Origin of the sequence: Ensifer soli, assembly GCF_041928815.1 — a bacterium.
Lineage (GTDB): Bacteria > Pseudomonadota > Alphaproteobacteria > Rhizobiales > Rhizobiaceae > JBHFEI01.
In genome coordinates this window covers 272927-298641 of record NZ_JBHFEI010000003.1, presented here as the reverse complement: position 1 = coordinate 298641, position 25715 = coordinate 272927, and the positions used below count along the sequence as shown (strand labels likewise).

At 66.6% G+C, this 25715-nt stretch carries 17 protein-coding genes; 3 read left to right on the top strand and 14 right to left on the bottom strand.

Translation table 11 applies throughout. From position 1 onward, the window contains the following. Window positions 1-19: 19 nt before the first annotated feature. A complete protein-coding gene (locus tag ACEVQ6_RS06300; protein ID WP_374888069.1) occupies window positions 20-5494 on the bottom strand; it encodes a hypothetical protein in 5475 nt (1824 codons plus the stop codon). A 336-nt stretch (window positions 5495-5830) separates the two neighbouring features. On the opposite strand from ACEVQ6_RS06300, the gene ACEVQ6_RS06295 reads away from it, so the two are divergent. Further along, on the top strand, window positions 5831-8197 hold the full coding sequence (locus tag ACEVQ6_RS06295) for a calcium-binding protein (RefSeq protein ID WP_374888068.1): 2367 nt from the start codon (window positions 5831-5833) through the stop codon (window positions 8195-8197). 526 nt (window positions 8198-8723) lie between these two features. Here the strand turns inward: ACEVQ6_RS06295 and ACEVQ6_RS06290 are convergent. From ACEVQ6_RS06290 to dnaG, 9 genes are all read right to left on the bottom strand, one after another. Continuing rightward, complete coding sequence (locus ACEVQ6_RS06290) at window positions 8724-9125, bottom strand: hypothetical protein (RefSeq protein ID WP_374888067.1); 402 nt, start codon at window positions 9123-9125, stop codon at window positions 8724-8726. Window positions 9126-9284: 159 nt separating this feature from the next. After that, a complete protein-coding gene (locus tag ACEVQ6_RS06285; protein WP_374888066.1) occupies window positions 9285-9692 on the bottom strand; it encodes a ketosteroid isomerase-related protein in 408 nt (135 codons plus the stop codon). 82 nt (window positions 9693-9774) lie between these two features. Next, window positions 9775-10197 carry a secondary thiamine-phosphate synthase enzyme YjbQ gene (locus ACEVQ6_RS06280; RefSeq protein WP_374888065.1) on the bottom strand — a complete coding sequence of 141 codons (423 nt, stop codon included), beginning with the start codon at window positions 10195-10197 and terminating at the stop codon, window positions 9775-9777. 87 nt (window positions 10198-10284) lie between these two features. Beyond that, window positions 10285-10638 carry a DUF1428 domain-containing protein gene (locus tag ACEVQ6_RS06275; protein ID WP_374888064.1) on the bottom strand — a complete coding sequence of 118 codons (354 nt, stop codon included), beginning with the start codon at window positions 10636-10638 and terminating at the stop codon, window positions 10285-10287. Window positions 10639-10740: 102 nt separating this feature from the next. Beyond that, entirely contained in the window at window positions 10741-11286 is a 546-nt protein-coding gene (locus ACEVQ6_RS06270) for a transglycosylase SLT domain-containing protein (RefSeq protein WP_374888222.1), read from the bottom strand. Window positions 11287-11454: 168 nt separating this feature from the next. Continuing rightward, entirely contained in the window at window positions 11455-13515 is a 2061-nt protein-coding gene (gene rpoD / locus ACEVQ6_RS06265; protein WP_374888063.1) for an RNA polymerase sigma factor RpoD, read from the bottom strand. 412 nt (window positions 13516-13927) lie between these two features. Beyond that, entirely contained in the window at window positions 13928-14242 is a 315-nt protein-coding gene (locus ACEVQ6_RS06260; protein ID WP_374888062.1) for a GIY-YIG nuclease family protein, read from the bottom strand. A gap of 76 nt (window positions 14243-14318) precedes the next feature. Continuing rightward, window positions 14319-16220 (bottom strand): DNA helicase RecQ, encoded by a 1902-nt coding sequence (recQ, locus tag ACEVQ6_RS06255; protein ID WP_374888221.1) that lies wholly within the window; start codon window positions 16218-16220, stop codon window positions 14319-14321. Window positions 16221-16226: 6 nt separating this feature from the next. After that, window positions 16227-18200 carry a DNA primase gene (gene dnaG / locus ACEVQ6_RS06250; protein ID WP_374888061.1) on the bottom strand — a complete coding sequence of 658 codons (1974 nt, stop codon included), beginning with the start codon at window positions 18198-18200 and terminating at the stop codon, window positions 16227-16229. Between the two features lie 202 nt (window positions 18201-18402). On the opposite strand from dnaG, the gene ACEVQ6_RS06245 reads away from it, so the two are divergent. Continuing rightward, a complete protein-coding gene (locus ACEVQ6_RS06245; protein WP_374888060.1) occupies window positions 18403-19326 on the top strand; it encodes a hypothetical protein in 924 nt (307 codons plus the stop codon). Here ACEVQ6_RS06245 and ACEVQ6_RS06240 read toward each other — a convergent pair. After that, window positions 19307-19759 carry a GatB/YqeY domain-containing protein gene (locus ACEVQ6_RS06240; protein WP_374888059.1) on the bottom strand — a complete coding sequence of 151 codons (453 nt, stop codon included), beginning with the start codon at window positions 19757-19759 and terminating at the stop codon, window positions 19307-19309. The genes ACEVQ6_RS06245 and ACEVQ6_RS06240 overlap by 20 nt on opposite strands. A 315-nt stretch (window positions 19760-20074) precedes the next feature. On the opposite strand from ACEVQ6_RS06240, the gene carA reads away from it, so the two are divergent. Then, window positions 20075-21280 carry a glutamine-hydrolyzing carbamoyl-phosphate synthase small subunit gene (gene carA, locus ACEVQ6_RS06235; protein WP_374888058.1) on the top strand — a complete coding sequence of 402 codons (1206 nt, stop codon included), beginning with the start codon at window positions 20075-20077 and terminating at the stop codon, window positions 21278-21280. 148 nt (window positions 21281-21428) lie between these two features. On the opposite strand, the gene ACEVQ6_RS06230 is transcribed toward carA, so the two are convergent. The 3 genes from ACEVQ6_RS06230 to ACEVQ6_RS06220 form a co-directional block, all read right to left on the bottom strand. After that, window positions 21429-22814: an MATE family efflux transporter gene (locus ACEVQ6_RS06230; protein ID WP_374888057.1), complete on the bottom strand. Its 1386-nt coding sequence runs from the start codon at window positions 22812-22814 to the stop codon at window positions 21429-21431. Window positions 22815-23040: 226 nt separating this feature from the next. Next, the gene (locus ACEVQ6_RS06225) at window positions 23041-24294 is read right to left on the bottom strand and encodes a TCR/Tet family MFS transporter (protein WP_374888220.1); all 1254 of its coding nucleotides are present in this window, start codon (window positions 24292-24294) and stop codon (window positions 23041-23043) included. Window positions 24295-24357: 63 nt separating this feature from the next. Next, window positions 24358-25710, bottom strand: coding sequence for a glycosyltransferase family 2 protein (locus ACEVQ6_RS06220; RefSeq protein ID WP_374888056.1), 1353 nt, complete (start codon window positions 25708-25710; stop codon window positions 24358-24360). Between the last annotated feature and the right edge of the window lie 5 nt (window positions 25711-25715).

Here is a 25715-nt window from a genome sequence, read left to right as displayed (position 1 = left end):
TCTTCCGGAGCGCTGCGGCTCAGAGGAAGAGGAAGTCCGAGGCCGACAGCTGTGCCGCGTCGGTCAGCCCGGTCAGCGTCACGGTGATGTCGGCGACGCCGTTGCCGTCGATGTCGATCAGCACCTTGTTGCCGCTGATGCGGGCCTCGCTGTTGTCGCTGCCGCCGCTGAAGGCATCGGCGCCGACATAGGCGAAGGTGCCGACCAGGGCGGCGGAGATGGCGATGAGGTCGCCTTCCGCCGCGCCGCCGTCGAGGGCGTTGAAATCGGCGATCGTGTCGCTGCCGCTCGACGTGTTGAAGAGGAAGCGGTCCGCACCGAGGCCGCCTGTCAGGATGTCGTTGCCGGTGCCGCCGTCGATCGTGTCGGCGCCAGCGCCGCCGGTGATCGTGTCGTTGCCGCCGCCGCCGTTCAGCACATGGGCGCGCGTGCCCGTGCCGGCCTCGATCGTGATCGTATCCGCCTTGGCGCCGCCATTGATGGTGTAGCCGGCAAGCCCGTCATCCTTGAGCTTCAGCGTGTTGCCGACCGACGACAGGGTGAAGACGCTCGTCGCCACGCTGGCATCCGTCAGGTCGACAAGACCGGACGAGGTCAGCGTAATCGCCCCGGTCTGGACCGCCGTCGTGAAGCCGTCGAGCTGGCTCGCCTTCAGCTGCACCCCGCCGGCAAAGCCCGAGAGGCTCTCGATGTTGGCGATCGTCGACGTGCTGAGATCGACGGCACTTCCCATGGCGGCGCCGAAGAGCGTGTCGGTGCCCGCGCCGCCGTCATAGCTGTCGCCGAAGGCGACGTCGGTGGTGGCGAGGATGCTCAGCGTGTCGTTGCCGGCACCGCCGCTGACGGTGTCGCGACCGGCGCCGCCGACCAGCGTGTTGTTGCCGTCATTGCCGATGATCACGTTGCCGAGCGCGTTGCCGGTGCCGTTGATCGCCGAGGTGCCGGTCAGCGTCAGGTTCTCGACCTCGGCGCCGAGCGTCCAGCTGAGGCTCGCCTCGACCGTGTCGGTGCCGCCGCCGGCGGTCTCGACGGTGGTGTCGCCGGAATGGTCGACGACATAAGTGTCGTTGCCGGCGCCGCCGATCATCGTATCGGCCCCGAGACCGCCGTTGAGAATGTTGCGGCCGCTGTTGCCGGTCAGGATGTTGGCGAGCAGGTTGCCGGTGCCGTTGATCGCGGCCGAGCCGGAGAGCGTCAGGTTCTCGATCTCGCTGCCGATCGTCCAGCTGATGCTCGACACCACGGTATCGGTGCCGCCATTCGCGGCCTCGATCACGGTGTCGCCGACATTGTCGACGATATAGGTGTCGTTGCCGAGGCCGCCGGTCAGGGTGTCCGCGCCGGCGCCGCCGTCGAGGACATTGGCCGCGCTGTTGCCGATGATCGCATTGGCGAGGCTGTTGCCGGTGCCGTTGATCGCCGAGCTTCCGGTCAGAACCAGGTTCTCGACTTCGGCCGACAGGGCCCAGCTGACGCTTGCCTGGACCGTGTCGACGCCGCCGTTCGCCGCCTCGATCACGGTGTCGCCGGCATTGTCGACGACGTAGGTGTCGTTGCCGGCACCACCGGCCATCGCATCGCCGCCGGCACCGCCGTTCAGCGTGTTGGCGCCGCTGTTGCCGGTCAGCGTGTTGGCGAGCGCGTTGCCGGTGCCGTTGATCGCGGCCGTGCCGGTCAGCACCAGCTTCTCGATCTCGTTCGCCAGAGTCCAGGTGATGCTGGACTGCACCGTGTCATTGCCGCCATTGGCCGCTTCGATCGTCGTGTCGCCGACATTGTCGACGATGTAGGTATCGTGGCCCGCGCCGCCGGTCATCGTGTCGGCACCGACGCCGCCATCGAGGATGTTGTTGCCGCTGTTGCCGGTGAGGCTGTTGTCGAGCGCGTTGCCGGTGCCGTTGATCGACAGCGATCCGGTGAGGACGAGCCGCTCGATATTGCCGGCCAGCGTCCAGCCGATGCTCGACTGCACCGTGTCCGTACCGCCATTGGCGAGTTCCACCGTCATGTCGCCGGCATTGTCGACGACATAGATGTCGTCGCCGTCGCCGCCCGTCATCGTATCCGCGCCCGCGCCGCCGTCGAGCCTGTTGGCGGCGCTGTTGCCGATCAGGGAATTGGCGAGCGCGTTGCCGGTGCCGTTGATGGCGCTGGTGCCGGTCAGAACCAGGGTTTCCACATTCGCGGCGAGCTGGATGCTGATGCTGGCGCGAACCGTGTCGGTGCCGCCATTGGCGGCCTCGATCACCTGGTCCTTCACGTGGTCCACGATATAGGTGTCGTCGCCGGCACCGCCGGTCATCGTGTCGGCGCCGGCACCGCCATCGAGCGTGTTTGCGGCACTGTTGCCGAGAAGCGCGTTGGCGAGCGCGTTGCCGGTGCCGTTGATCGCAGTCGTCCCGGTCAGCTGCAGCCGTTCCACCTCCGCGCCGAGAACATAGTCGATGCTCGACTGCACGGTATCGGTGCCGCCCTTCGCCAGTTCCACCACGACGTCGCCGGCATTATCGACGACATAGGTGTCGTCACCCGCGCCGCCGGTCATCGTGTCGGCGCCGGCGCCGCCGTTCAGGATATTGTTGCGGCTGTTGCCGGTGAGCGTGTTGGCGAGCGCATTGCCGGTGCCGTCGATCGAAAGCGCGCCGGTCAAGACGAGGCGCTCGATATTGTCGGCCAGGGTCCAGCTGATGCTCGACTGGACCGTGTCGACGCCATTGTTCGCCAGCTCCACCGTCGTGTCGCCGACATTGTCGACGACATAGGTGTCGTCGCCCGCGCCGCCCGCCATGGTATCGGCGCCGCCGGCCCCGTTCAGCGTGTTGTTGCCGCTGTTGCCGACAAGGGTGTTGTTCAGCTTGTTGCCGCTGCCGTCGATCGCCGCCGATCCGGTCAGAGTCAGGTTCTCGACATTTGAAAAGAGCGCGAAACTGACGCTCGACTGGACGCTGTCGATGCCGCCGGTGCTGATCTCGGTGATCTTGTCGCCGACATTGTCGACGATGTAGAGATCGTTGCCGGCACCGCCGGCCATGCTGTCGGCGCCTGCGCCGCCGTCGAGCGTGTTGGCGCCGCTGTTGCCGGTCAGCGTGTTGGCAAGGGCGTTGCCGGTGCCGTCGATCGCGGCGGTGCCGGTCAACACGAGCTTCTCGATCTCGGCTGCGAGCGTCCAGCTGATGCTCGACTGGACCGTGTCGGTGCCGCCACCGGCGAGTTCGACCGTCGTGTCGCCGGCATTGTCGACCACATAAGTGTCGTCGCCCTTGCCGCCGGTCATGGCGTCCGCGCCGGCGCCGCCATTGAGGATGTTGGCTGCGGCGTTGCCGGTCAGCGTGTTGTCGAGCGCATTGCCCGTGCCGTTGATCCCGACGGTTCCGGTCAGAACCAGGCGCTCGACATTGGCGCCGAGCGTGTAGCTGACGCTCGACTGCACGCTGTCCGTGCCGGCATTGGCCGCCTCGACGACGACGTCGCCGACATCATCGACGAGATAGGTATCGTCGCCGGCACCGCCCGCCATCGTATCGATACCGGCACCACCGTTAATATAGTTGGCGCCCGCATTGCCGGTGATGGTGTTGTTCAGCGTGTTGCCGATAGCATAGATGCTGCCGCTGCCGGTGAGAACGAGGTTCTCGATATTGGCCGCCAGCCGGTGGTCGACGCTGGCCTGGACCGTGTCGATGCCCTCGTTCAGGCTTTCCAAGACCTTGTCGCCGACATTGTCGACGACGTAGGTGTCATCGCCCTTGCCGCCGGTCATCGTGTCGGCGCCGGCGCCGCCGTCGAGGATGTTGGCGGCCGTGTTGCCGGTCAGGGCATTCGCCAGCGCATTGCCCGTGCCGTTGATCGCCGTGGTCCCGGTGAGCACGAGCTGCTCGACATTGGCGGTGAGGGCATAGCTGATGCCCGCGAGCACCCGGTCGGTTCCGGCACTTGCCGCCTCGGTGACGATGTCGCCGGCGTTGTCGACGACGTAGATGTCGTTGCCGAGCCCGCCCGCCATCGTGTCCGCGCCGACGCCGCCGTTTAGCGTGTTGTTGCCGGTATTGCCGGTCAGGGTGTTGTCGAGCGCGTTGCCGGTGCCGTTGGTCGCATTCGATCCGGTCAGCACCAGGCGCTCGATCTCACTGCCGAGCGTCCAGGTGATGCTGGAGCGGACCGTGTCCGTGCCGCCGCCCGCCGCCTCGACGGTGGTGTCGCCCTTGTCGTCGACGACGAAGGTATCGTCGCCGGCACCCCCCGTCATCGCGTCGGCCCCGGTGCTGCCGTCGAGCGTGTCGTTGCCGGCGCCGCCCGAAAGCGTGTTCTTGCCGGAATTGCCGATGATGATGTTGTTCAGCGCATTGCCGGTGCCGCTGAGGCCGGCGGAGCCGAGGAGCGTCAGGTTCTCGACGTCGGAGCCGAGCGTCCAGCTGACGCTGGAGCGGACCGTGTCCGTGCCGCCATTGGCCGCCTCGATCACCGTGTCGCCACTGTTGTCGACGACATAGGTGTCGTCGCCCGCGCCGCCCGAGAGCGTATCGGCGCCCGCACCGCCGTCGAGCGTGTCGTTGCCGGCGCCGCCGGCAAGCACGTTGACGCCGATCGTGCCGGTGATGACGTTGTCGAGGGCGTTGCCCGTGCCGTTGATGCTCGAAATGCCGGCGAGAACGAGGTTCTCGACCTCGGCGGAAAGCGTCCAGCTGATGCGCGACTCCACCGTATCGATGCCGCCATTGGCGAGCTCGACGGTCAGATCGCCGGCATTGTCGACGAAGTAGCGGTCGTTGCCGGCGCCGCCGGTCATCGTGTCGGCGCCCGCGTCGCCGTCCAGCCTGTCGTCGCCGGCACCGCCTGAAAGCACGTTCACCGCACTGTTGCCGATCAGGGTGTTGTTCAGCGCGTTGCCTGTGGCGTTGATCGCTGCCGAGCCGATCAGCGTCAGGTTCTCGACCTCGGAGGCGAGCGTATAGGTGACGCTCGAGCGCACCGTGTCGATGCCGCCATTCGCCGCCTCGACGACGATATCGCCGATATTGTCGACGATATAGGTGTCGTCGCCGAGCCCGCCGGTCATCGTGTCCGCGCCGACGCCGCCGTTGAGCGTGTTGGCGTTGGCATTGCCGGTGATCAGGTTGTTGAGCGCATTGCCGGTGCCGTTGATCCGCGCGGTCCCGGTCAGGACCAGCCGTTCCAGCTCGGCGCCAAGCGTCCAGCTGATGCTCGACTGCACGGTGTCGGTGCCCTCGCCCGCCACCTCGGTCACCTTGTCGTTGACGTTGTCGACGATGTAAATGTCGTCACCGGCACCGCCGATCATCTCGTCCGCGCCGGCGCCGCCGTCGATCGTGTCGTTGCCGGCATCGCCATAGATGATGTCATCCTGCGACTGGCCGGTGATCGTGTCGGCACCCGTCGTCACGCCGGTGACGTCGGTATAGCCCGCAGGCACCACGCGACCGTCGCCGAGGCGGTGGATAAAGCTCTTCGTTGCTGCACCAACTACAGTCGCCATGGTTTGTTCTCTTTCATGATCGGCGCCGGACACGCCCCGGAATCTGACTGTCCGACATCTACAACCTGTCCCTTAAACACGGCTGAATGAGCGTCATTAACAATTTCCATCAGCTATGATTATGATTTGATATTCATTTATTTTCAAAGACTTGACCGTATCGATCCGTCATCCGGATGGTTAATGCCCGTCGAAGATCAGGGGACCTCGGCAGGGACCGCCCGTGAAAGCCCCCTGAAGGCCGGCTGTTCCCGGGGAAACAGGCGCGACCGCAGGTTAAACATAAGGTCGACCCCGAAGGCCGCGACGGAGCGGCGGAAGAACGGGAGGCGGCCGATGGCCCGCATCGACAGAAGCACCGGGGACGACGACCAGTTCATCGAAGGCACGTCCTCGGCCGACACCATTCTCGGCGGCGGCGGACGCGACACGATCAATGGCGGGGGCGGCAGCGACGAGATCCGTGGCGGCGAGGGCAACGACTACATCAATGACGAATATTTCTATATCGGCTTCCGCTTCTTCGGCATCCTCCCCTACCTTGCCAATATCCATGACGGCGGCGGCAACGACCGTCTTTTCGGCGGCGGCGGCCATGACATCCTCTCCTCAGGCATCGGCAACGACACGATCAGCGGCGGTTTCGACAACGACCTGATTTCCGGCGGCATCGGCAACGACACGCTTGAAGGCGATGCCGGCGACGACGCGCTCTTCAACGAGGCCGGAAGCGACATCATCGACGGCGGCGCCGGCACCGACATCGTCATCTTCAGCTATCAGTCGGCCAACAGGCTGCAGGGCTATGCCGGCTCGCGCGACAATGCGGTGGCGGCACGCCACGACGTCGATTTCACCGTGCGCGACAGCGACGACTTGGACGTGCGCGCCGCCGTCTTCAGCGTCAGCTACCGCATCGATGTCGAGGCCGGCCGCTACGGCTATATCGACGACAACGAAGACCTCGTCAGCCTCGGTGCGGACACGATCCGCAATGTGGAGATCTTCGAGTTCCGCCATCAGCGCGCCGCTTCCGCGCGCAGCCAGGCCGATATCCTGCGCGACGACGACAATGCCCACACGATGCGCATGGGCGACGGCGACGACATCGTCGAGGGTCGCGGCGGCGCGGACATGCTCGACGGCGGCAATGGCAGCGACACGGCGGAGTATCTGTCCGCCGACACGGCGATCCTCGCCGATCTTATCGGCAATCGCGGACGCGGCGGCGACGCGGAAGGCGACCGGTTCCTCTCGATCGAGAACCTGACGGGCGGCCGCTTCGACGACACGCTGATCGGCGCCGACGGCATCAACGCGCTGAAAGGCATGGGGGGCGACGACCTGCTCGACGGGCGGCTCGGCAACGACACGCTCGACGGTGGCGAGGGCTCGGACACGGCGAGCTACGGCTATGCCGAGGCGGCGATCGTCGCCGATCTCGGCAGGAACGAGGTCGTCGCGACGAACATTCTCGTCGCCTTCGACGTCGACCGGCTGGTCTCGGTCGAGAACATCATCGGTTCGCGCTTCAACGACACGATGATCGGCGACGGCGGAGCGAACAGCTTCACCGGCGGAGCGGGGGCGGACGCGATCTACGGCTTCGGCGGGCGCGACCGCCTCGATCTGTCGCTCGGCGGCGACTTCGCCGATGGCGGAGCGGACATCGACACCATTCTCTACAAGGCGGCGAGCGGAGGCGTCGTCGCCGATCTCGTCGCTGGGCGCGGCGAGGAATGGAGCGGCAACGCGCCCGGCACGGACCTCTCCCCCCTGCCGCTCGCAGCCCCCCCGGTCGGCACCTCCCTGATCGCCGGGCCGCCCGTGACCGGTGGTCCGGCCCCGTCACCCGTCTCGATCGACCGGTTTTCCACCGTCGAACGCCTCGAAGGGTCCGCCTTCGCCGACCGGCTGGCGGGCGACGGCGCCAGCAACCGCCTCTACGGCGGAGGCGGGAACGACATGATCGAGGGGCGCGGCGGCGCCGACATCCTCGCCGGCGGCGAGGGCAGCGACACGGCCACCTACGCTGCCTCCGCCTCGGCGGTGACCGTCGATTTGTCGGTGTTCACCCCGCCCCCGGCCGGGCTGGCGCGGCCGGTTCTCATCGGAAACGAGGCGGCCGAACTCGAAGGCGCCTTCGGTTGGGGCCAGGGCGGCGAGGCCGAGGGCGACCGCCTCTCCGGCATCGAGAACCTCCTCGGCTCCGCCTTCGACGACAGGCTAACCGGCAACGGCGGCGCCAACCGGCTCGACGGCAATGGCGGCGCGGATCTTCTGGCTGGCGGCGCGGGCAACGACACGCTCGCCGGCGGCGCCGGCAACGACACCCTGCGTGGCGATGCCGGCCGCGACACGCTTGCGGGCGGCGCCGGCGCCGACCGTTTCGTCTTTCGCGCGACAGGCGACAGCGGCGCGGTGGCGGGCAGGGCCGACGCGATCCTCGACTTCCAGACCGGGCTCGACCGGATCGATCTCGCGGCCATCGACGCCGTCGGCCTGACGCTCGGCGACGACGCCTTCCGCCTGACCGGCGCCGCCTTCGACGGCAGGCCCGGCGCGATGATGATCGAGGCGGCCTCGGCGGCGATCCGGCTCGTCTCGCTGGATGTCGACGGGGATCGCGCGGCCGACATGGTCCTCGCCGTGACGCTCGCCCGGGGATCCGTGGCGCTCTCCGCCGCAGACTTCGTGCTCTGACATATCCCCAGCGAACGGAGGCGGCCGGTTTGATGTTGCAGCGTCTCTCGGGTGAAGGGCGGACGGCGGAGGAAGCCCGGGATCCTGCCGAGGGTATTCGCCACGCTGCGCTGAGGAGGCCATGCCTATCCTCGAAAACGGCCGCAGGCGCGGACCAGGCATCGCCGTATCCATGTCGAGCGGCTCCGACACGACCGCCCGTGCAACGGCCCGTCCCTGCCAGAGTTGGTCAGGTTGATACTGGACCAGCCGGACTCCAGGCTTCTTTGTTGCCGCTTGTCTGTTCAGGAAAGCCGGAGTCCTAATGTCCCTGATGAACTCAATCGTCTGGAGAATGGCGGACAGCATGGCATCGCCACTGCGGAAATGAGTCGGTCAGCGTTCTGCTGACGATTTCTAACGGAGCGGCGGACGTTCACAGGACATCCGCCTCCGTCGCAGAGCCCCTCGCCGCCACCGCCATCCGATCCCGCCATCCGGAGCCGCGCAGGGATCGCGCGGCTCCTTTCAAAGCCCGGGCATGGCTTTACCAGCGCGCGATCACCGGGCAGCCACGGACATTGGCGAAGGCAATCGCCGCGCGATAGCCGTGCCTGCGTCCCTCCACCACGACGCGGTTGCGCGAGACGCCGGCAATGTCGGGACGGCGCAGGCCATGGGCGCGGGCCTTGTCGATCGCGAGCCACGGCGCGCAGCGGCCGCGCCAGCCCTCGCCTCCATGCCGGCCGCGGTCACGACCATGGTCATAGCCACGGTCGCGGCCCCGGTTCCAGTCACGCTCGTCGCGATACTGCACCTCGTCCCAGCGCCCGCCGCCGTCGCGGATCTCGACACTCCAGCCGAAACCGTCGGCCATCGCCGGCGCGGCGGAAAACGCGCCCGCCGCCATCATCGCCACCATTGCCATCCTGCTGATCATCTTCATCATTCCGGTCTCTCCCCAACGGGCCTTCCGGGCGTATGCCGGACAACCCTTCCCATCGTCCCGGAGGGAACCATTCCGGCCGGGATCATGGCAGGAGACTAGACCGGCCGGGCTGAACCGGAGCGGAACCATCCGTTCAGCCGCCGTTCAGCGGTGCGTCCGTCAGGATGCGCGCAGCAGTCCTTCGAAAACCCGCATGTTGCGGTAATGGGTCAGGCGCTGGACCAGCCCGTCCTCGATCTCGAGCACGAAGATGCTCGGCACCGAATAGGCCTGCCCGCTGGCGGGGGGGAACCCGTCCATCGTTTCGCGGTAGGCGCCCCGCGCCGTGACGTCCACGGCCGCGCGCTGGCCGAAGGCATCGTGCATCAGCACCATATCGCCGAAAGTCTCGTCGAAATGGCGGAAATAGCTCATCACGGCCGTGACCAGCGGCTCGGCGCCGACAGTGCGCTGGCCGGTCAGGCTGTCGAGCGCCACGTCCTCGTCGATGAGCGCGCGGATCGTGGTGAAATCCCTCTGGTTCAGCGCCTCCATGAAGCGGAGCGCGATCGCCTGCGCATCGGTCATCCTGATCCTCCCGTCCGGTTTTCTTTTTGTCTCTAGGAGATAGGGCGATGCCGGCCTCCCCTCAAGGGAGGGTGGCCCGCCCTCAGGCGCCGAGATGCAGCACGATCTCGCGCCGGTGCGGCAGGTCGCGATGCTCGAAGAGGTAGATGCCCTGCCAGGTGCCGAGCATCAGCCGGCCGGCCGTCACCGGCACGCCGAGCGACACGGCGGTCAGCGCCGCCTTGATATGGGCCGGCATGTCGTCCGGCCCTTCGTCACGATGCACGATCCAGTCCATCGAGGGATCGTCGGTCGAGGGCACGAGCCGGTGAAAGAACCACGACAGATCGGTGCGCACGGAGGCGTCGGCGTTTTCCTGGACGATCAGCGACGCCGACGTATGGCGCACGAAGAGCGTGAGCAGGCCCTCCTGCGGCGCATGTCTTCCGACGAAGGCCTGGGCCTCGCGGGTGATCTCGTAGAATCCCTGCCCGCGCGTTGCGACGGTGACGATCGTCTGCGGCATGCCGGTCCCCTCGAAACGACGGCGCCCCGTCGCCGTCCCTCGAAGACTGTGTGGCACGCAAGGGGCGGAACCGCAAGCGCGCCGGGCTCAAAGCGCGACGAACGGAACGAAGCCGCCATAGATCATCCGCTTGCCGTCGAAGGGCAGGTCGGACATCGCGTCCTTCAGCCGTGGATCGGCCATCACCTTCTCGTTGATGCTGTCGCGTGCCTCGCGCGACGCATAGAGGATCCATGAAAAGGCGATCACCTCGTGGTCACGCGCCTGTACCGCGCGAGGAAAGGAGGTCAGTTCGCCATAGGGCGCGTCGTCGCCGATGCATTCGACATAGGCGAGCGCGCCATGCTCCTTCCACACCTCGCCTGCCTTGAGGGCCAGCCGCTTGTATTCCTCCAGCCGGTCCTTCGGCACGGCGACGATGAATCCGTCGGCATAGGACATCGCGAATAGTCCCTCTCCCGTCGATCTCGTCCGCAACGGCGCCTGCACCGTTTCGGTTCCGCGCGGCAGTGCGGATCGATGTCGGCGACGCCGGGCCCTGCCTCAGCAGCCGCCGCGCAACTGCCGGGCATAGGTCGTGGCGATCTTCGCCGCCCGCGCCGCGCCCTTGCGCGCGGTCGCGGTGAAGGAGCCGCGCGCGTAGCCGCCATGGCCGCTGTAATAGGCTAGGTAGAGGCGGTAGGCGTCGTTGCGGGCAATGCCGTTCGTCCGGTGGCTCTGGTAGTGATACCAGCCGATGAAGCGGATTGCGTCGGCGAAATTCGTGCGGCGTGCGGCAAAGCGGCCCGTCGCACGCCGATAGCGGTCCCAGGTGCCGTCCAGCGCCTGCGAATAGCCGTAGGCGCTCGATTCCCGCGTCCACGGAATGAAGCCGAGCAGCATCTTGCGCGGTGGCCGCGCATTGTGGCGGAAACCCGATTCCGTGTAGATCGTCGCCATCAGGATCGGCACGGGAATGCCGTATTCGCGTTCGGCCGCGTTGGCGGCGCGCCGCCAGTTGCCGAACATCCCGTCCTTCTGGGAAAACACCGCGCAGACATTGCCCTGCTGGCGCGGAATGCTGGCGCAGCCGGACAGAAGGATCAGCATCAGGCACAAACAAGCGATACGCACGGACAAGCTCTCTCGTTTGGCGAAACTTTATAAATGGTAAAACTTAACGATCGGTTTTGATCGACCTGTCCCTGTCGCGCATGCGAAAAGGCCCGGCGCGCTGCCGCGGGCCGGGCCTTCAAAAATCGGGTGGATGCCTTCGCCTCAGCTGTCGAGGAAGCTCCGGAGCTTGCGCGAGCGGCTCGGATGCTTGAGCTTGCGCAATGCCTTCGCCTCGATCTGGCGGATGCGTTCGCGGGTCACCGAGAACTGCTGGCCGACCTCTTCCAGCGTGTGGTCGGTGTTCATGCCGATGCCGAAGCGCATGCGCAGCACGCGCTCCTCGCGCGGCGTCAGCGAGGCGAGAACGCGGGTCGTCGTCTCGCGCAGGTTCGCCTGGATCGCCGCATCGATCGGCAGCAGCGCGTTCTTGTCCTCGATGAAGTCGCCGAGATGGCTGTCCTCCTCGTCGCCGACCGGCGTTTCGAGCGAGATCGGCTCCTTGGCGATCTTCAGCACCTTGCGCACCTTTTCGAGCGGCATGGCGAGCTTTTCCGCCAGTTCCTCCGGCGTCGGCTCGCGGCCGATCTCGTGCAGCATCTGGCGCGAGGTGCGCACGATCTTGTTGATCGTCTCGATCATGTGCACCGGGATGCGGATGGTGCGGGCTTGGTCGGCGATCGAGCGGGTGATCGCCTGCCTGATCCACCAGGTCGCATAGGTCGAGAACTTGTAGCCGCGCCGGTACTCGAACTTGTCGACCGCCTTCATCAGCCCGATATTGCCTTCCTGGATCAGGTCGAGGAACTGCAGGCCGCGGTTCGTGTATTTCTTGGCGATCGAGATGACGAGGCGAAGGTTCGCCTCCACCATCTCCTTCTTGGCAATGCGCGCCTCGCGCTCGCCCTTCTGCACCATATGGACGATGCGGCGGAACTCCGTCACCGAAATGCCGGTTTCGGTCGCGAGATTCTGGATCTCTCCGCGAATGTCGCGGATCATCGTGCCTTCGTTCTTGGCGAATTCCTTCCAGCCGCGCGCCGAGAGATTGGCGATCGACTTCATCCAGTTCGGATCGAGCTCCGCGCCGGAATACTGCTCGAGGAACGAGTCGCGCTTGACGCCATAGCTTTCGGCGAGACGAAGCAGCCGGCCCTCGTTCTGCACCAGACGCTTGTTGATGTCGTAGAGTTGCTCGACGAGGCTGTCGACGCGGTTCTGGTTGAGCGACAGCGACTTCACCGAGAGGATGAGTTCGTCCTTCAGCTCCTTGTAGCGGCGCTCCTGCGCCGGCGACAGCGTGCCGGTCGCGGCAAGGCGGGCCTCCACCTGCTGGTCCTGCAGCTTGCGCAGCTTCTTGTAGGTCTCGGCGATCGTGTCGAGCGTCTCCATCACCTGCGGGCGAAGCTCGGCTTCCATCGCGGCGAGCGAGAGGTTCGATTCGTCGTCGTCCTCCTCCTCCTCGACCGGTTCGGCGTCGGCGCCCCCGACATTGGTGATGTCGTCGTCATTGGCAGCGACGCGCGGCGGACGGCGGGTCTTTTCCTTCTCCTCGGCCGCCTTGCGGTCGGCCTCGATCTTCTCCGGGCTCTGGAACTGCGGCGCCGCCTTCGCCTCCGGACCCGAATAGGTCGTTTCGAGATCGATGATCTCGCGCAGGAGCGTCTGGCCCTCGTTCAGCTCGTCGCGCCAGATGATCAGCGCCTGGAAGGTCAGCGGGCTTTCACAGAGCCCCGCGATCATCGTCTCGCGGCCGGCCTCGATGCGCTTGGCGATCGCGATCTCGCCTTCGCGCGAAAGGAGCTCGACCGATCCCATCTCGCGCAGGTACATGCGCACGGGATCGTCCGTCCGGTCGGTCGGTTCCTTCTTCTTCGCCGTCGCCAGCGCCGTGCCGGCCGAGGTGGCGATCTCGCCGCCCTCGCTGTCGGAATCGCTGTCGCCGTCCTCGTCCTCGGTCGCGCCGGCCGCCTCTTCGGCGTCCTCGTCCTCGACGACGTTGATGCCCATCTCGTTCAGCATCGACATGATGTCCTCGATCCGGTCGGGATCGACCTGATCGGAGGGAAGCACCTCGTTGAGCTCGTCCATGGTCACGTAGCCGCGCTTTTTGGCGGCCTTGATCATCTTCTTGACAGCGTCATCCGAAAGGTCGAGAAGCGGTCCGTCCGGTGCACCCTCGCGCTCAGAATCCGCTTCTTCGTTTTCTTTGACCTTGGTTGCCATGTAGTCGTCGCTTTCCTTGGACAGCTTTCACTTCTAGGGCGCTGCAAATTCGTCGCCTGAGGGGCCATGCGCGGCTGCGGCCCTGCGACTCATTTCCCCTGACGTAACGGGATGATGTTTAAAGCCTGATTAACCACGGTGACCCTTGCAGTTCCGCCGGCGCTCCTCAGGTGGAGACAGCCGCTGGCTGACGTGGCATGATATCCGGCCCGAAGCCCTATCACGACGCCTCTTCTAATGAGAATGGTGATTCCCATAAAAATCGGCCACGTCAAGCCTTTACTGACGATGAGACGACGGAATCTGCCGGGAACGCGATCATTGCACCATTCCTCCGCTTGCACCCGCATGTAGTGGGCCGGCTGAGAAAGACAAGGGGCCCGCGCGGCGGCGAAGGAAAAGTGAACGGTCCTCACTCTTCCGGCAGGCGAGGATTACGCGCTCCGGCCGTGGGTGGCCATCGATTGTAGCCGACGGCCGGGTCGTTGGAACCGAAACGCCGGATCCATTCAAGCTCCATCGCCGTCAGTTCCGCTCTTGACGCCGAGTCCGACTCCCACAGGATCTCGCGCCGAACGGAAAAATCCCGGTACTGATCCGCGGAAAAATCAGCGGCCACCCGGTGCCGCGCCGGACTGCCGAAATAGAGGATGCTGCGCGTCCGGTCCTGCCCGACGTAGATTTTTCCGTTCGGGTAAGTGATCTTGTCGATGACACCGCCGCCCATTTCCCGCCTCCGTTCATCCCCAGCCCGCGGAGGGATGGGCGCCCCTTCGACCTCCGTGCTCCGCCGCGGGCAGCAGTCACATCGTCTCGACGAAATCCCCGATCACCGCGAGGAAGGCCTCGCCGAAGCGGTCGCGCTTGGTCTCGCCGATGCCGGGAATGTCGAGAAGCTCGGCGAGATCGCGCGGCCGTTCCCGCGCCAGCGCGATCAGCGTCGTGTCCGGGAAGATCACATAGGGCGGCACGTCGAGGTCCTTGGCGATCGACAGGCGCTCGGCCCGCAGCTTCTCGAAGAGCGCGCGATCGTCGCCCGAAAGGGTCGACCGGTCGCGCGCGGCCGGCGCCTGCCCTGCCCTCGCCTTCCGGCCCGTTTGCGGCCGGTCCTTTCGGAAGCGCACCTCACGCTCGCGGCGGAAGACGGCGCGTGCCTCCGGCTCGAGCTTCAGCGCGCCATAGGCGCCGTGGTCGACGCTGACGAGCCCGCCGGCGAGCAACTGGCGGAAGATCGACTGCCAGACGCCGGGCGCGATGTCGCGTCCCGCGCCGAAGACCGGCATCTGCGTGTGCCCGAAGCGCTCGGTCTTTTCGTTCGCCTTGCCGGTGAGGACGTCGATCAGGTGGCCGGTGCCGAAGCGCTCGCCGGTGCGGTAGATGGCGGCCAGCGCCTTGATGGCGGCCTCCGTCCCGTCCCAGGTCTCGACCGGCGTGTTGCAGGTGTCGCAATTGCCGCAGCCGCCCGGATGGGCCTCGCCGAAATGGGCAAGGATCGCCTGGCGCCGGCAGCCGACCGTTTCGCAGATCGCGAGAAGCGCGTTGAGCTTGGCGCGCTCGACCCGCTTCACCTCGTCGGCCGCCCCGCCCTCGTCGATCATGCGGCGACGCTGCACCACGTCGGCCATGCCATAGGCCATCCACACGTCCGAGGGCAGCCCGTCGCGCCCGGCGCGGCCGGTCTCCTGGTAATAGGCCTCGACCGAGCCCGGCAGGTCGAGATGGGCGACATAGCGCACGTCCGGCTTGTCGATGCCCATGCCGAAGGCGACGGTCGCCACCAGGCAGAGCGCGTCCTCCTTCAGGAAGGCATCCTGGTTTGCGTCGCGCAGCGCCCGGTCCATGCCGGCATGGTAGGGCAGAGCGCGCAGGCCCTGCGCATTCAGCCATTCGGCGGTCTCCTCGACCTTGGCGCGCGACAGGCAGTAGACGATGCCGCTTTCGCCCGGATGGCGGGCGAGAAAGCGCAGGAGCTGCTGGCGCGGCTGGTCGCGCTCGGCGATCTCGTAGGCGATGTTCGGCCGGTCAAAGCTGGTGGTGAACACTTCCGCTGCATCGAGCCGCAGCCGCTCGATGATGTCGTCGCGCGTGTGCGGATCGGCCGTCGCCGTCAGCGCCAGGCGCGGCACGCCGGGAAACTGCTCGGCAAAGGCGCCGAGCGCGCGGTATTCCGGCCGGAAGTCATGCCCCCATTGCGACACGCAATGCGCCTCGTCGATGGCAAGGAGCGCGATCGGCACACCTTCCATCATCTCGCGGAAGGCCGGCGTGACGATGCGCTCCGGGGTGACGTAGAGAAGGTCAAGCGTGCCGGCGGCGAGCGAACGGCGGACAGCGAGGAACTCCTCCCGCGTCAGCGACGAGTTGAGCGCCGCCGCCCGGACACCGAGCTGCGTCATCGCCTCGACCTGGTCGCGCATCAGCGCGATCAGCGGCGAGACGACGAGGCCGACGCCCTCGCGGCAGAGCGCGGGGATCTGGAAGCAGAGCGACTTTCCCGCACCCGTCGGAAACAGCACCACCGCATCGCCACCGGCCACGACCCGCTCGATGACGCGCTGCTGCTCGCCGCGAAAGGCGGAATAGCCATAGACGCTGCGCAGCACGTCGAGCGGGTCGCGGCGCCCGCCCTTAAACAGCCGCTTGATCGCGCCACCACCCTGCATCGCGTCACCCTTCATGATGGATCCCCGTCCTGTCGCCGGCAGCCTGCCTCATCGGGCACCCGCCGGCCCCTTGACCCGACCGGACAGCACGCCGAAACCGTCGATGATCGCCTCCTGGTTCTCGAGCCTGGCGATCTCCGCCTGCACTTCCTCCAGCGCGCGCAGGATCGCGGGAACCCCGTCGCCGTCGCCATCCTCGATCGCCTGGGCCAGTTCCTGCTCCAGTTCGCGGCGCTGGGCCGAGAGCGCGCGGCCGCGCTTGTGCAGCGCCAGCGCCTGCAGATAGCCCTCGCGCGCATCCTCGAAGGCGGCCGCCTCGGTCGCCGTCCACAGCCGCGCATTGCGGATCTGCCGGTCGAGCGCCTCGACGAGCGGCCCGAAGCCGGCGGCGGCGATCGCCTCGCGCAGCGCCTCGGGCGACAGTTTCGGTCCGCGCGCGGCGGCGATGTTAAGGATCTCCGGCCAAAAGCGCTTCAGGTCGGGATGATCGAAATCCATCGCCGACATCTCGTCGAACTCGTCGAAGAGGAGCTGCGGATGGCTGACGATGGTCAGAACCAGCACGCTTTCGCGCAGGAGCGGCACCGCCCTGTTGCCGCTGACGAGGGAGGACTGGGCGAGGCGGTCGGAAACGGGGCGCGGCGCCCCCCTTGCGTCGCGCCCGCCCCGATCACGCCGCTCGCCCTCGCGGCGACGGCCGGCGAAGGCATCGCCGCCGGAACGGCGCGCGCCCTGGAAAAAGGCGTTCAGCCGGTCGCGGACGTCCTGCCCGTAATGGCGCCGCACGCTCTCGTCGGCGATCACCCCCGTCACCTGCTTCAGCCGGGCCTCGAGCTCGGCCCGTTTCTCCGGCGTGTCGAAGGAAGTCCCTTGCGTCTCGCGCTGCCACAGCATCTCGGACAGGGACCGGGCGGCGTCGAGCACCCGGTCGAAGGCGGCGCGACCGTCCTGGCGCACGAGATCGTCGGGATCCTTGCCGTCCGGCAGCAGGGCGAAGCGCAGCGAGCGCCCCGGCTTCAGGTGCGGCAAGGCGAGGTCGAGGGCGCGGTTGGCGGCGCGGATCCCCGCCCCGTCGCCGTCGAAGCAGAGAACGGGCTGCGGCGTCATCTTCCACAGGAGATCGAGTTGGTTCTCGGTCAGTGCCGTGCCGAGCGGCGCCACGGCGTTGCCGACGCCCGCCTGGTGCAGCGCGATCACGTCCATATAGCCCTCGACGGCGATGATCGTGCCGGCCCCGTCCGCCCCTTGCGCTGCCCGGCGCGCCCGGGCGAAGTTGTAGAGCACGTTGCCCTTGTGGAAGAGCTCGGTTTCGTTCGAGTTCAAATATTTCGCCGGCGCGTCGGCGGACATGGCGCGGCCGCCGAAGGCAATCACCTTTTCCCGGGAGGAAAGGATCGGGAAGGTGATGCGGTCGCGGAACCGGTCGTAGGAGACGGGGATCTCGGGTCCATGCACCACGAGCCCGCAGGCCTCGATCTGCTCCTTCGGCACGCCCTTCCCGGCGAGGAATTCCTTGAGCGCATTGCGGCTGTCGGGCGCATAGCCGAGGCGGAACGTCTCGATGGTCCGGCCCGTCAGGCCGCGATCGCGCAGATAGGCCCGGGCCCTGGCGCCGGCGGCGGTCTGCAATTGCTCCTCGAAGAACGCGGCCGCCATCTCCATCACGTCGATCAGCCCGGTGCGCTCCCGGTCGCGCCGCTCGGCCTCGGCGTCCGGCTGCGGCATGGCGACGCCCGCCATGTCGGCGATCTGCTGCACGGCTTCCGGAAAGCTGACGCCGTCGAGATCCGTCAAAAAACGGAAATGATCGCCCGATACGCCACAGCCGAAACAGTGGTAGCGCCCCTTCCGGTCCTCGCAGTGAAAGCTCGGCGACTTCTCGCCGTGAAACGGGCAGCAGGCCCAGAAGTCGCCGCGCGTCGTGTTCGTCTTCTTGCGGTCCCAGGTCACGCGCCGGCCGATCACGCTCGAGATCGGAACGCGATCACGGATCTCGTCGAGAAAATGGGATGGGAAACGCATAAAACACCTCGCCCGGTCGTTATAGCCACGAGGCCGGAGGCAAACCAGTCCGAAGCCTTGCGCCGGGCGCGAAATTCGTCGCCCATAAGCGCTCGCTGATGAAACCGAATCCGAGGATCAGGCGTTGATGCTTCGTGCAGAAATGATTTGACGGCGGAAATGAGGCAAGCGAAGACATAAGCCGATTGGATTGGACTACTTTATGCCTATTTCAGTTTCAGAATTCGCCTCCAGCCCGGACTTTTTCAACGCCATCCTCGGGCATGCCCGCACGATGGTCGCCGGCTACAGCGAAAACCCGCGGGTGAGCTCGATCTTCGCCTCGCAGCAGCGATGGCTGATGGCCCATGCCGGCTTCGCCCTGCATTTCGACACGGGACACGAGGGCGGCCTCTACGCTGCCCGCTTCATCGCCGCGGTCACCGGCCACAATATCGCCAGCCGCAACACGGCAGCGAGCTTCCTGCAGGAAATGCAGGCCTACAAGCTCCTGCGCCTGCTCTCCGAGCCGCCGGACAAGCGGATAAGGCGACTGGAGCCGACCGAGCAGGCGATGACGGCGATGCGAAAATGGGTGCGCTGCCATCTCGCTCTCCTCGACAGCCTCGACGGCGGTTCGCGCGTCGCAACCTTTGAGAACGACCCCTGCCTGATCGCGCGGCTCCAGCCCTTTCTTGCCAGCCGCATCCTGCGAAACCCCCGCCTGCGCCAGCCCGGCCCGACCTTCGATCTCTTCACCTGGGCCAATTCGGGCGGCGTCGTGATGGATTTCCTCTTCGCCCGCATCACCGATTTCGATCCCGACATGGACCGCGTGATGATCGAACCGTTCTCGCCGCGCGACGTCGCCGAACATTTCCTGATCTCCAAGACCCACCTCAAGCGGCTGATCGGCAAGGCGGCCGAGATGGGCAGCAACGGCTGGGACGGCCTGCCCGGCAAAAGCCGGTTCTGGATCTCGCGCGATTTCATCCGCGAATACTGGGACTACCAGGCGGAAAAGTTCGCGCTTGTCGAGGAGGCCTACCGTCGCGCGGCGCAGAGCGCGCGCAAGATCGGCGGAACGGAGGGACGCGGCCTGACCTCGCCGCTCCTGCACGAATCGCTCAGGTCAGCAGCGCCTTGACGATGGCGGAGGCGCGGGAGAAATCCATCTGCCCCGCATGGCGCTGCTTGAGCAGGCCGACGACCTTGCCCATGTCGCGCATGCCCTGCGCCCCGGTCTCGGCGATCGCGGCGGCGGCGGCGGCCTTCACCTCTTCCTCGGAGAGCTGCTTCGGCAGGAAGGTCTCGATGACGGCGATTTCCTCGCGCTCCTTGTCGGCAAGATCCTGCCGGCCGCCGTCCACGTAGAGCCTTGCCGATTCCTCGCGCTGCTTGATCATCTTGGCGAGGATCTGCAAGATCTCCTCTTCGCTCGCCGCCGGCTTTCCGGTTCCGCGATTGGCGATGTCGCGGTCGTTGACGGCGGACTGGATCAGGCGGACGGTCGCGAGCGTGCGGGCATCGCGGGCCTTCATGGCGGTCTTGATGTCAGTGGCGATACGGTCGCGCAGCATGGGCTCTCTCCCTCAGGGGCAATGACGGCGGGCATCGGGGCCCGCGTCGATCGGGCGTCTTTAGCCCATGGACCGCCCCTCGCGCAAATGGCGCGCCGGGCCGAGCAGCGGACGGGGCGGGCGAGAGACCTAAATTTCCCGTGCAAGAATTGACCGGAGGGCGGGCTTTGTCTATTTTCCCGCACTTGCACACGAGAGAGGTGAAACGGACTGGCACGGCACCGCCGCATGCCCCGTTTCCACGCAACCACGACAACGGCCCTCCTGACGCGCCTGGCGAAAGCCCGGGCGCCGGACGGCGAACGGGATGACATCATGACCGCGACCCCCGCCTGGACGACGCACACGCCGACAGCGCTCCTTGTTCTTGCCGACGGCACCGTGATCGAGGGCACGGGGATCGGCGCCACCGGCAAGGTGGAAGCGGAAGTCTGCTTCAACACCGCGCTCACCGGTTACCAGGAGATCCTGACCGACCCCTCCTATCTCGGCCAGATCGTCACCTTCACCTTTCCCCATATCGGCAATATCGGCACCAACGACGAGGACATCGAGGACCTGACGCCGGCGGCGCGCCACGGTGCCGTCGGCGTGATCTTCAAGGCCGACATCACCGATCCCTCCAACTACCGCGCGGCAAGGCATCTCGACCAGTGGCTGAAGGCGCGCGGCATCATCGGCCTTTGCGGCATCGACACGCGGGCGCTGACCGTCTGGATCCGCGAGAACGGCATGCCGAACGCCGTCATCGCCCATGATCCGAACGGCGTCTTCGACGTCGAGGCGCTGAAGGCGGAGGCAAAGGCCTGGAGCGGCCTCGTCGATCTCGACCTTGCCAAGGTCGCGACCTCCGGCCAGACGTCGCGCTGGCAGCAGACGCCCTGGCTCTGGGACAAGGGCTATTCCGAACTTAAGGAGGCCGATGCCGCCTATCACGTCGTCGCGCTCGACTTCGGCGTCAAGCGCAACATCCTGCGCCTCTTTGCCGGGCTCGGCTGCCGCGTCACGGTCATGCCGGCGACGACGACGGCGGCGGAGGTTCTGGCGCAGAAGCCGGACGGCATCTTCCTGTCGAACGGCCCGGGCGATCCGGCGGCGACCGGAACCTATGCCGTGCCGGTGATCCGCGACCTCGTCGACAGCGGCCTGCCGGTGTTCGGCATCTGCCTCGGCCACCAGATGCTGGCGCTGGCGCTCGGCGGCACCACGGCCAAGATGCATCAGGGCCACCACGGCGCCAACCATCCGGTGAAGGACCACACCACCGGGAAGGTGGAGATCGTCTCGATGAACCACGGCTTCGCCGTCGAATCGGCCTCGCTGCCGGCGGGGGTCGAGGAGACGCATGTCTCCCTGTTCGACGGCTCCAACTGCGGCCTGCGCCTTGCCGGCAAGCCGGTCTTCTCGGTGCAGCACCATCCGGAAGCCTCGCCCGGTCCGCAGGACAGCCACTATCTCTTCCGTCGCTTCGTCAACCTCATCCGCGAGCGCAAGGGCGAACCGGCACTCGCCGAACGCTGAGGCGAGGACCTGGAGCATGTCCAGCCGAAGCGGGATCGCTTCGGCGTCGGACGCTGCGCCAAGAACAAGGAGAAAGCCCCGTTCGACGGGGGAAAAGACGCCGCGCCCTTTTCGGGCTGCGGCGTCTGCCTGTTTCGGGCTCCGCCGCTCAGCGGCGGGCGGAGACGAGGCGGAAGAACCGGAGGTTCAGCATGACCGCAGCGGCGAGAAGGCCGAGCAGAAAGCCGAACCAGACGCCGACGCCGCCCAGTCCAAGCGGGAAGGCGAGCACGAAGGCGAAGCCGAAGCCGATCGGCCAGTAGGCGACCATCGCCATGATCATCGGCACCGTCGCGTCCTTCAGACCGCGCAGCATGCCGGCGGCGATCGCCTGCAGCCCGTCGACGAGCTGGAACGCGCCGGCGATCACGATCAGCGGCCCGGCATAGGCGAGCACGGCAGCCGCATCCGGCCTTCCCGTATCGAGATAGAGCGCGGCGAGGCCGTAGGGGATCGTCGCGAAAAGCGTGCCGCCGAGGGCGGCACAGGCGGCACCGAGCACGAGGGCGGCGATCGCCGCGCGGCGCACGCCGAGCCCGTCGCCGCGGCCATGGGCGAGGCCGATGCGCACCGTCGCGGCCTGAGCGATGCCAAGCGGGACCATGAAGGCGATCGAGGCGAACTGCAGCGCGATCCCGTGCGCGGCGAGTTCGATCGTGCCGATCGACCCCATCAGCAGCGAAGCGACGGTGAACAGGCTGACCTCGGCAAGGATGGTGATGCCGATCGGCAGGCCGAGCCAGATCACCTCGCGGAAGCCAAGCCAGTCCGCGCGCCAGAACCGCACGAAGATCTCGTAGTCCCTGAGCTGCGGCACGATCTGGACGTAACCGACGGCAAGCGCCAGGCCGAGCAGCGCGACGGCGAGCGCGGCAAGCGCCGCCCCGACGATGCCGAGCGCCGGAACGCCGAAATGCCCGTAGATCAGCACGTAGCAGAGCGCCGCGTTGAGGACGAGCGTCGCCAGCGTGATGTGCAGGATGATGCCCGCCCGCTCCAGCCCGCTCAGGAAGGCGCGCAGCACCATGAAGAGGAGGCTCGGAAAGATCGCCCATTGCGCGACGCGCAGATAGGACTGCGCCAGCGCGGCGACCTCGGGCTGCTGGCCCGCGAATCTCAGCACCGCACCGGAATACCAGAGGATCGGCGCGGTGAGCGCCCCGTAAAGCACCACCACCCACATGCCCATGCGCACCGCGCGGCGCACGGCGACGGCATCACCGCGGCCGACCGCCTGCGCCACCATCGGCACGACCGCGTTGGCGAAGCCGGAACCGAAGATGAACAGGGTGAAGAACATCTGCGTCGCGAGGATGATCGCGGCGAGCTCCACCGCGCCGAGCTTGCCGACCATCAGCACGTCGGTCGCGTTGATGGCGAGCTGGGCGAGCTGGGCGCCGACGAAGGGCAGGCCGAGCGCGAATGTGGCGCGATAGTGCAGCGACCAGGAATTGTCGTCGGGGACGCGCTTGGCGTCGTTGATCGAGAGAAGCATGGCATGGGTCCGGCAATGGATGGACGGACGGGCCGCCGATCGGCGGCCGTCGCGTCGATGACGCAGTTCTTCCAAGACGTCCGCCCGGGCGCATCGCGCGGCCGGACGCTTCGACGGGAAGCCGGCTTGCAGGCGAGAACGGGATCCTGATAGTCGAACCCTGCCGCAAACGCCAGAGGCGTCCGCAGAGATGCTCATTATTTCATCAAAACATCACAGAAGTTGATCAATTTTCCACCACGCCCCGGTCTCCGGCCGCCGGCGGCGGCGCGGCCGGCACCTTGGCGACAAAGACGAGGACGCCGAGCCCGACGAAGACGGCGGCGGCGAGATAGGCCGCCCCGGTAAAGGCGACGGGAGCGTTTCCGCCGCTGAAGCCGCTGTAGATCTGGGTGAAGATCACCGGGCCGAGGATGGTGGTGATGCTGGAAAGGCTCGACATCGCCCCCTGGAGTTCGCCCTGCGCCGAGGGCGGGACCTTCGCGGCCGCGATGCTGCGCAACGGCGCATCGGCAAGGCCTTCGAGGCAGGTGAGAAGGATGACGGCATAGACCATCCAGCCCTGCCATGCCGAGGCATAGCCGAAAAGCGCCAGCGTCGTGAAGACGAGGCCCGTGAGCGCGGTCCGCCATTCGCCGAGCACCGGCACGACCCGCGGCAGGATCACGCCCATGACGATGGCGCCGCAGACGCCGAAGACGCCGAGCGACAGGCCGATCTGCCCCTCGCTCCAGCCGTAGCGGTCGGCCGAGACGAAGGGCCAGACCGCCGGATAGACGGCATGGCAGAGCCAGTAGAGGAAGAAGACCAGCCCGACCCAGCCGATGCCCGGATAGTTGCGCATCTGCTTCAGCGCGCCGAGCGGATTGGCGCGGCCCCATTCGAAGCGGCGGCGGTTTTCCTGCAGAAGCGTTTCCGGCAGCATGAACCAGGCAAACGCGAAATTGAGGAAGGCGAGCGCGGCGGCGCCATAGAAGGGAACGCGCGGGCCGAATTCCCCCAGCAGCCCGCCGATCACCGGGCCGATGGCGAAACCGGTGCCGAAGGCGATGCCGATCAGGCCGAAATTCTTCGCCCGGTTGCTGTCGTCGCTGGCGTCGGCGATCGTCGCCGAGGCGGTGGCGAAGCTGGCGCCGCTGATGCCGGCGAGCACGCGCCCGACGAAGAGCATCCAGTAGCTTCCGGCGAGCGCACAGATCAGGTTGTCGACGGCGAAGGTGAAGACCGAGGCGAGCAGCACCGGCCGCCGGCCGAACCGGTCGGACAGGTTGCCGATCAGCGGCGCGAACAGGAACTGCATGGCGGAATAGACGAGCAGCAGCCAGCCGCCGTCGACCGCCGCATCGGCGATGCTGTCCCCGGTCAGTTCCGACAGGAAGGCCGGCAGCACCGGCATGATGATGGCGATGCCGATCACGTCGAGAAACAGGATCATGAAGACGAGCACGAGGCCGCGACGGGCGATCTTCGGTTCGAGCATCGGGGAACCTGACATGGCGGCATCGTCTCCGGAGGGGGCGGTCGGAAGGGCCGGATCGAACCGTCAGCCGGTTCCGGTCGCGGCGTAGATTCTGACCTTGTCGAGATGCAGGCAGGCCCGCCCCTCGATCGACAGCCGCACGTAGCGGGCCCGCCTTGCGCCCTCCAGGCGGACGATCAGCGGATGCCCGTCGGCGCCGCCGAAGGGCCGGCCATCCGCCTTGTACACGTCGACATAGGAGGAATCGTCGAGCGAGACCGAGACCTTCAGGTGGCGCGACGGGGCCTGGTCGCCACCATTGATCCGGTTGAACACCCACACTTCGGACAGCGGGTAGGCGCTGCCGAGATCGACGCGCCACCACGGATCGTCCTCGAGCGCGGTGTGGAACGAATAGTCGCCGGAAACCGCGCCGGCCAGCGCCCGGTTCGCGTCCTCGTCCGCCACCTGCGAATGGGACCAGGGCGAGACGGAACTCGCGCGCGCGGTACCCAGTTCCGCGACGGACCGGCCGGATGCCTCGGGCACGCAGGCGATGGCATAGCCGATCTTCGACAGCCAGTGGCGCGCGAGCGAACGATCCTCCACCGCGTTGAACTGGGCGGCCTGGCTCTGGATCTCCTGGTCCGAAAAACTGCCCCAGACCTTCTGTCCGGCAAAGTCGCCGAAGGTGCCGCGCTCGACGCGGCGCCTGTAGTCGGTCAGCGACTTCATCGAGTAATGGTGGATGACGGCCGTCTCGAGGATGTCGCGCCCACGCGGCCCGTTGACGTAGCCGATCGCCTTCTCGGGAAAATTCACGTAATAGTCGTCCATGCTGTCGCCGACGACATTGACCACCCGCATGCGAAACTCGCTGAACATGTGCCATCCATGCCAGAAATGCGAGTTGCGGTGCGCCGCCGACGTGACGACCCCGACATCGATGCGCGACGGCCTGAAGATATTCTTGGTATAGTGGTGAACGCCCGCCTCGCGGCGCGTGTAGTTTTCGAGCACGCAGCCCCTCGGCCGCTCGAGGAAGCCGTTGTTTCCGAAATTGAGCCAGTTGAAGTACACGGCGTCCGCGTAGGGAAACCTGTCGAGGAAGTCGACGATCGTCCGGCCGCGCAGGTTGAGAAACTCGTCGATGTCGATGAAGGCGCACCACTCCGTCTCGTGCGCGTAATTCTCGAGATAATGGCAGTACATCGACCGCTGCTGCCCCTGATACGGGAAGTGATGATAGGTCACATATCCGCCATCCGGACCGCCGATGAACGGCAGGAGGGCCGAACGCAGGGAAGACTCGTCCTCATCGTTTGAATAGATGTAGATGTGGTCGACACCGAGGTCCTTGTAATAGGCAACCCATTCGGAAATATAGTCCGCCTCCCATCGCGCGCAGGCAACGGCAGACACTTTATATTTCTTCATTCCGT

What these genes read in the sequence shown, in the direction of transcription:
- dnaG (WP_374888061.1), bottom strand. Translation starts at nt 18,200, where the DNA reads ATGCGTTTCCCATCCCATTTTCTCGACGAGATCCGTGATCGCGTTCCG.
- ACEVQ6_RS06240 (WP_374888059.1), bottom strand. Translation starts at nt 19,759, where the DNA reads ATGCTGCGCGACCGTATCGCCACTGACATCAAGACCGCCATGAAGGCC.
- ACEVQ6_RS06270 (WP_374888222.1), bottom strand. Translation starts at nt 11,286, where the DNA reads ATGCTGATCCTTCTGTCCGGCTGCGCCAGCATTCCGCGCCAGCAGGGC.
- ACEVQ6_RS06275 (WP_374888064.1), bottom strand. Translation starts at nt 10,638, where the DNA reads ATGTCCTATGCCGACGGATTCATCGTCGCCGTGCCGAAGGACCGGCTG.
- ACEVQ6_RS06260 (WP_374888062.1), bottom strand. Translation starts at nt 14,242, where the DNA reads ATGGGCGGCGGTGTCATCGACAAGATCACTTACCCGAACGGAAAAATC.
- ACEVQ6_RS06225 (WP_374888220.1), bottom strand. Translation starts at nt 24,294, where the DNA reads ATGCTCGAACCGAAGATCGCCCGTCGCGGCCTCGTGCTCGTCTTCATG.
- ACEVQ6_RS06230 (WP_374888057.1), bottom strand. Translation starts at nt 22,814, where the DNA reads ATGCTTCTCTCGATCAACGACGCCAAGCGCGTCCCCGACGACAATTCC.
- ACEVQ6_RS06280 (WP_374888065.1), bottom strand. Translation starts at nt 10,197, where the DNA reads ATGCCGCAGACGATCGTCACCGTCGCAACGCGCGGGCAGGGATTCTAC.
- carA (WP_374888058.1), top strand. Translation starts at nt 20,075, where the DNA reads ATGACCGCGACCCCCGCCTGGACGACGCACACGCCGACAGCGCTCCTT.
- ACEVQ6_RS06300 (WP_374888069.1), bottom strand. Translation starts at nt 5,494, where the DNA reads ATGGCGACTGTAGTTGGTGCAGCAACGAAGAGCTTTATCCACCGCCTC.
- ACEVQ6_RS06295 (WP_374888068.1), top strand. Translation starts at nt 5,831, where the DNA reads ATGGCCCGCATCGACAGAAGCACCGGGGACGACGACCAGTTCATCGAA.
- rpoD (WP_374888063.1), bottom strand. Translation starts at nt 13,515, where the DNA reads ATGGCAACCAAGGTCAAAGAAAACGAAGAAGCGGATTCTGAGCGCGAG.
- ACEVQ6_RS06220 (WP_374888056.1), bottom strand. Translation starts at nt 25,710, where the DNA reads ATGAAGAAATATAAAGTGTCTGCCGTTGCCTGCGCGCGATGGGAGGCG.
- ACEVQ6_RS06285 (WP_374888066.1), bottom strand. Translation starts at nt 9,692, where the DNA reads ATGACCGATGCGCAGGCGATCGCGCTCCGCTTCATGGAGGCGCTGAAC.
- ACEVQ6_RS06245 (WP_374888060.1), top strand. Translation starts at nt 18,403, where the DNA reads ATGCCTATTTCAGTTTCAGAATTCGCCTCCAGCCCGGACTTTTTCAAC.
- ACEVQ6_RS06290 (WP_374888067.1), bottom strand. Translation starts at nt 9,125, where the DNA reads ATGATGAAGATGATCAGCAGGATGGCAATGGTGGCGATGATGGCGGCG.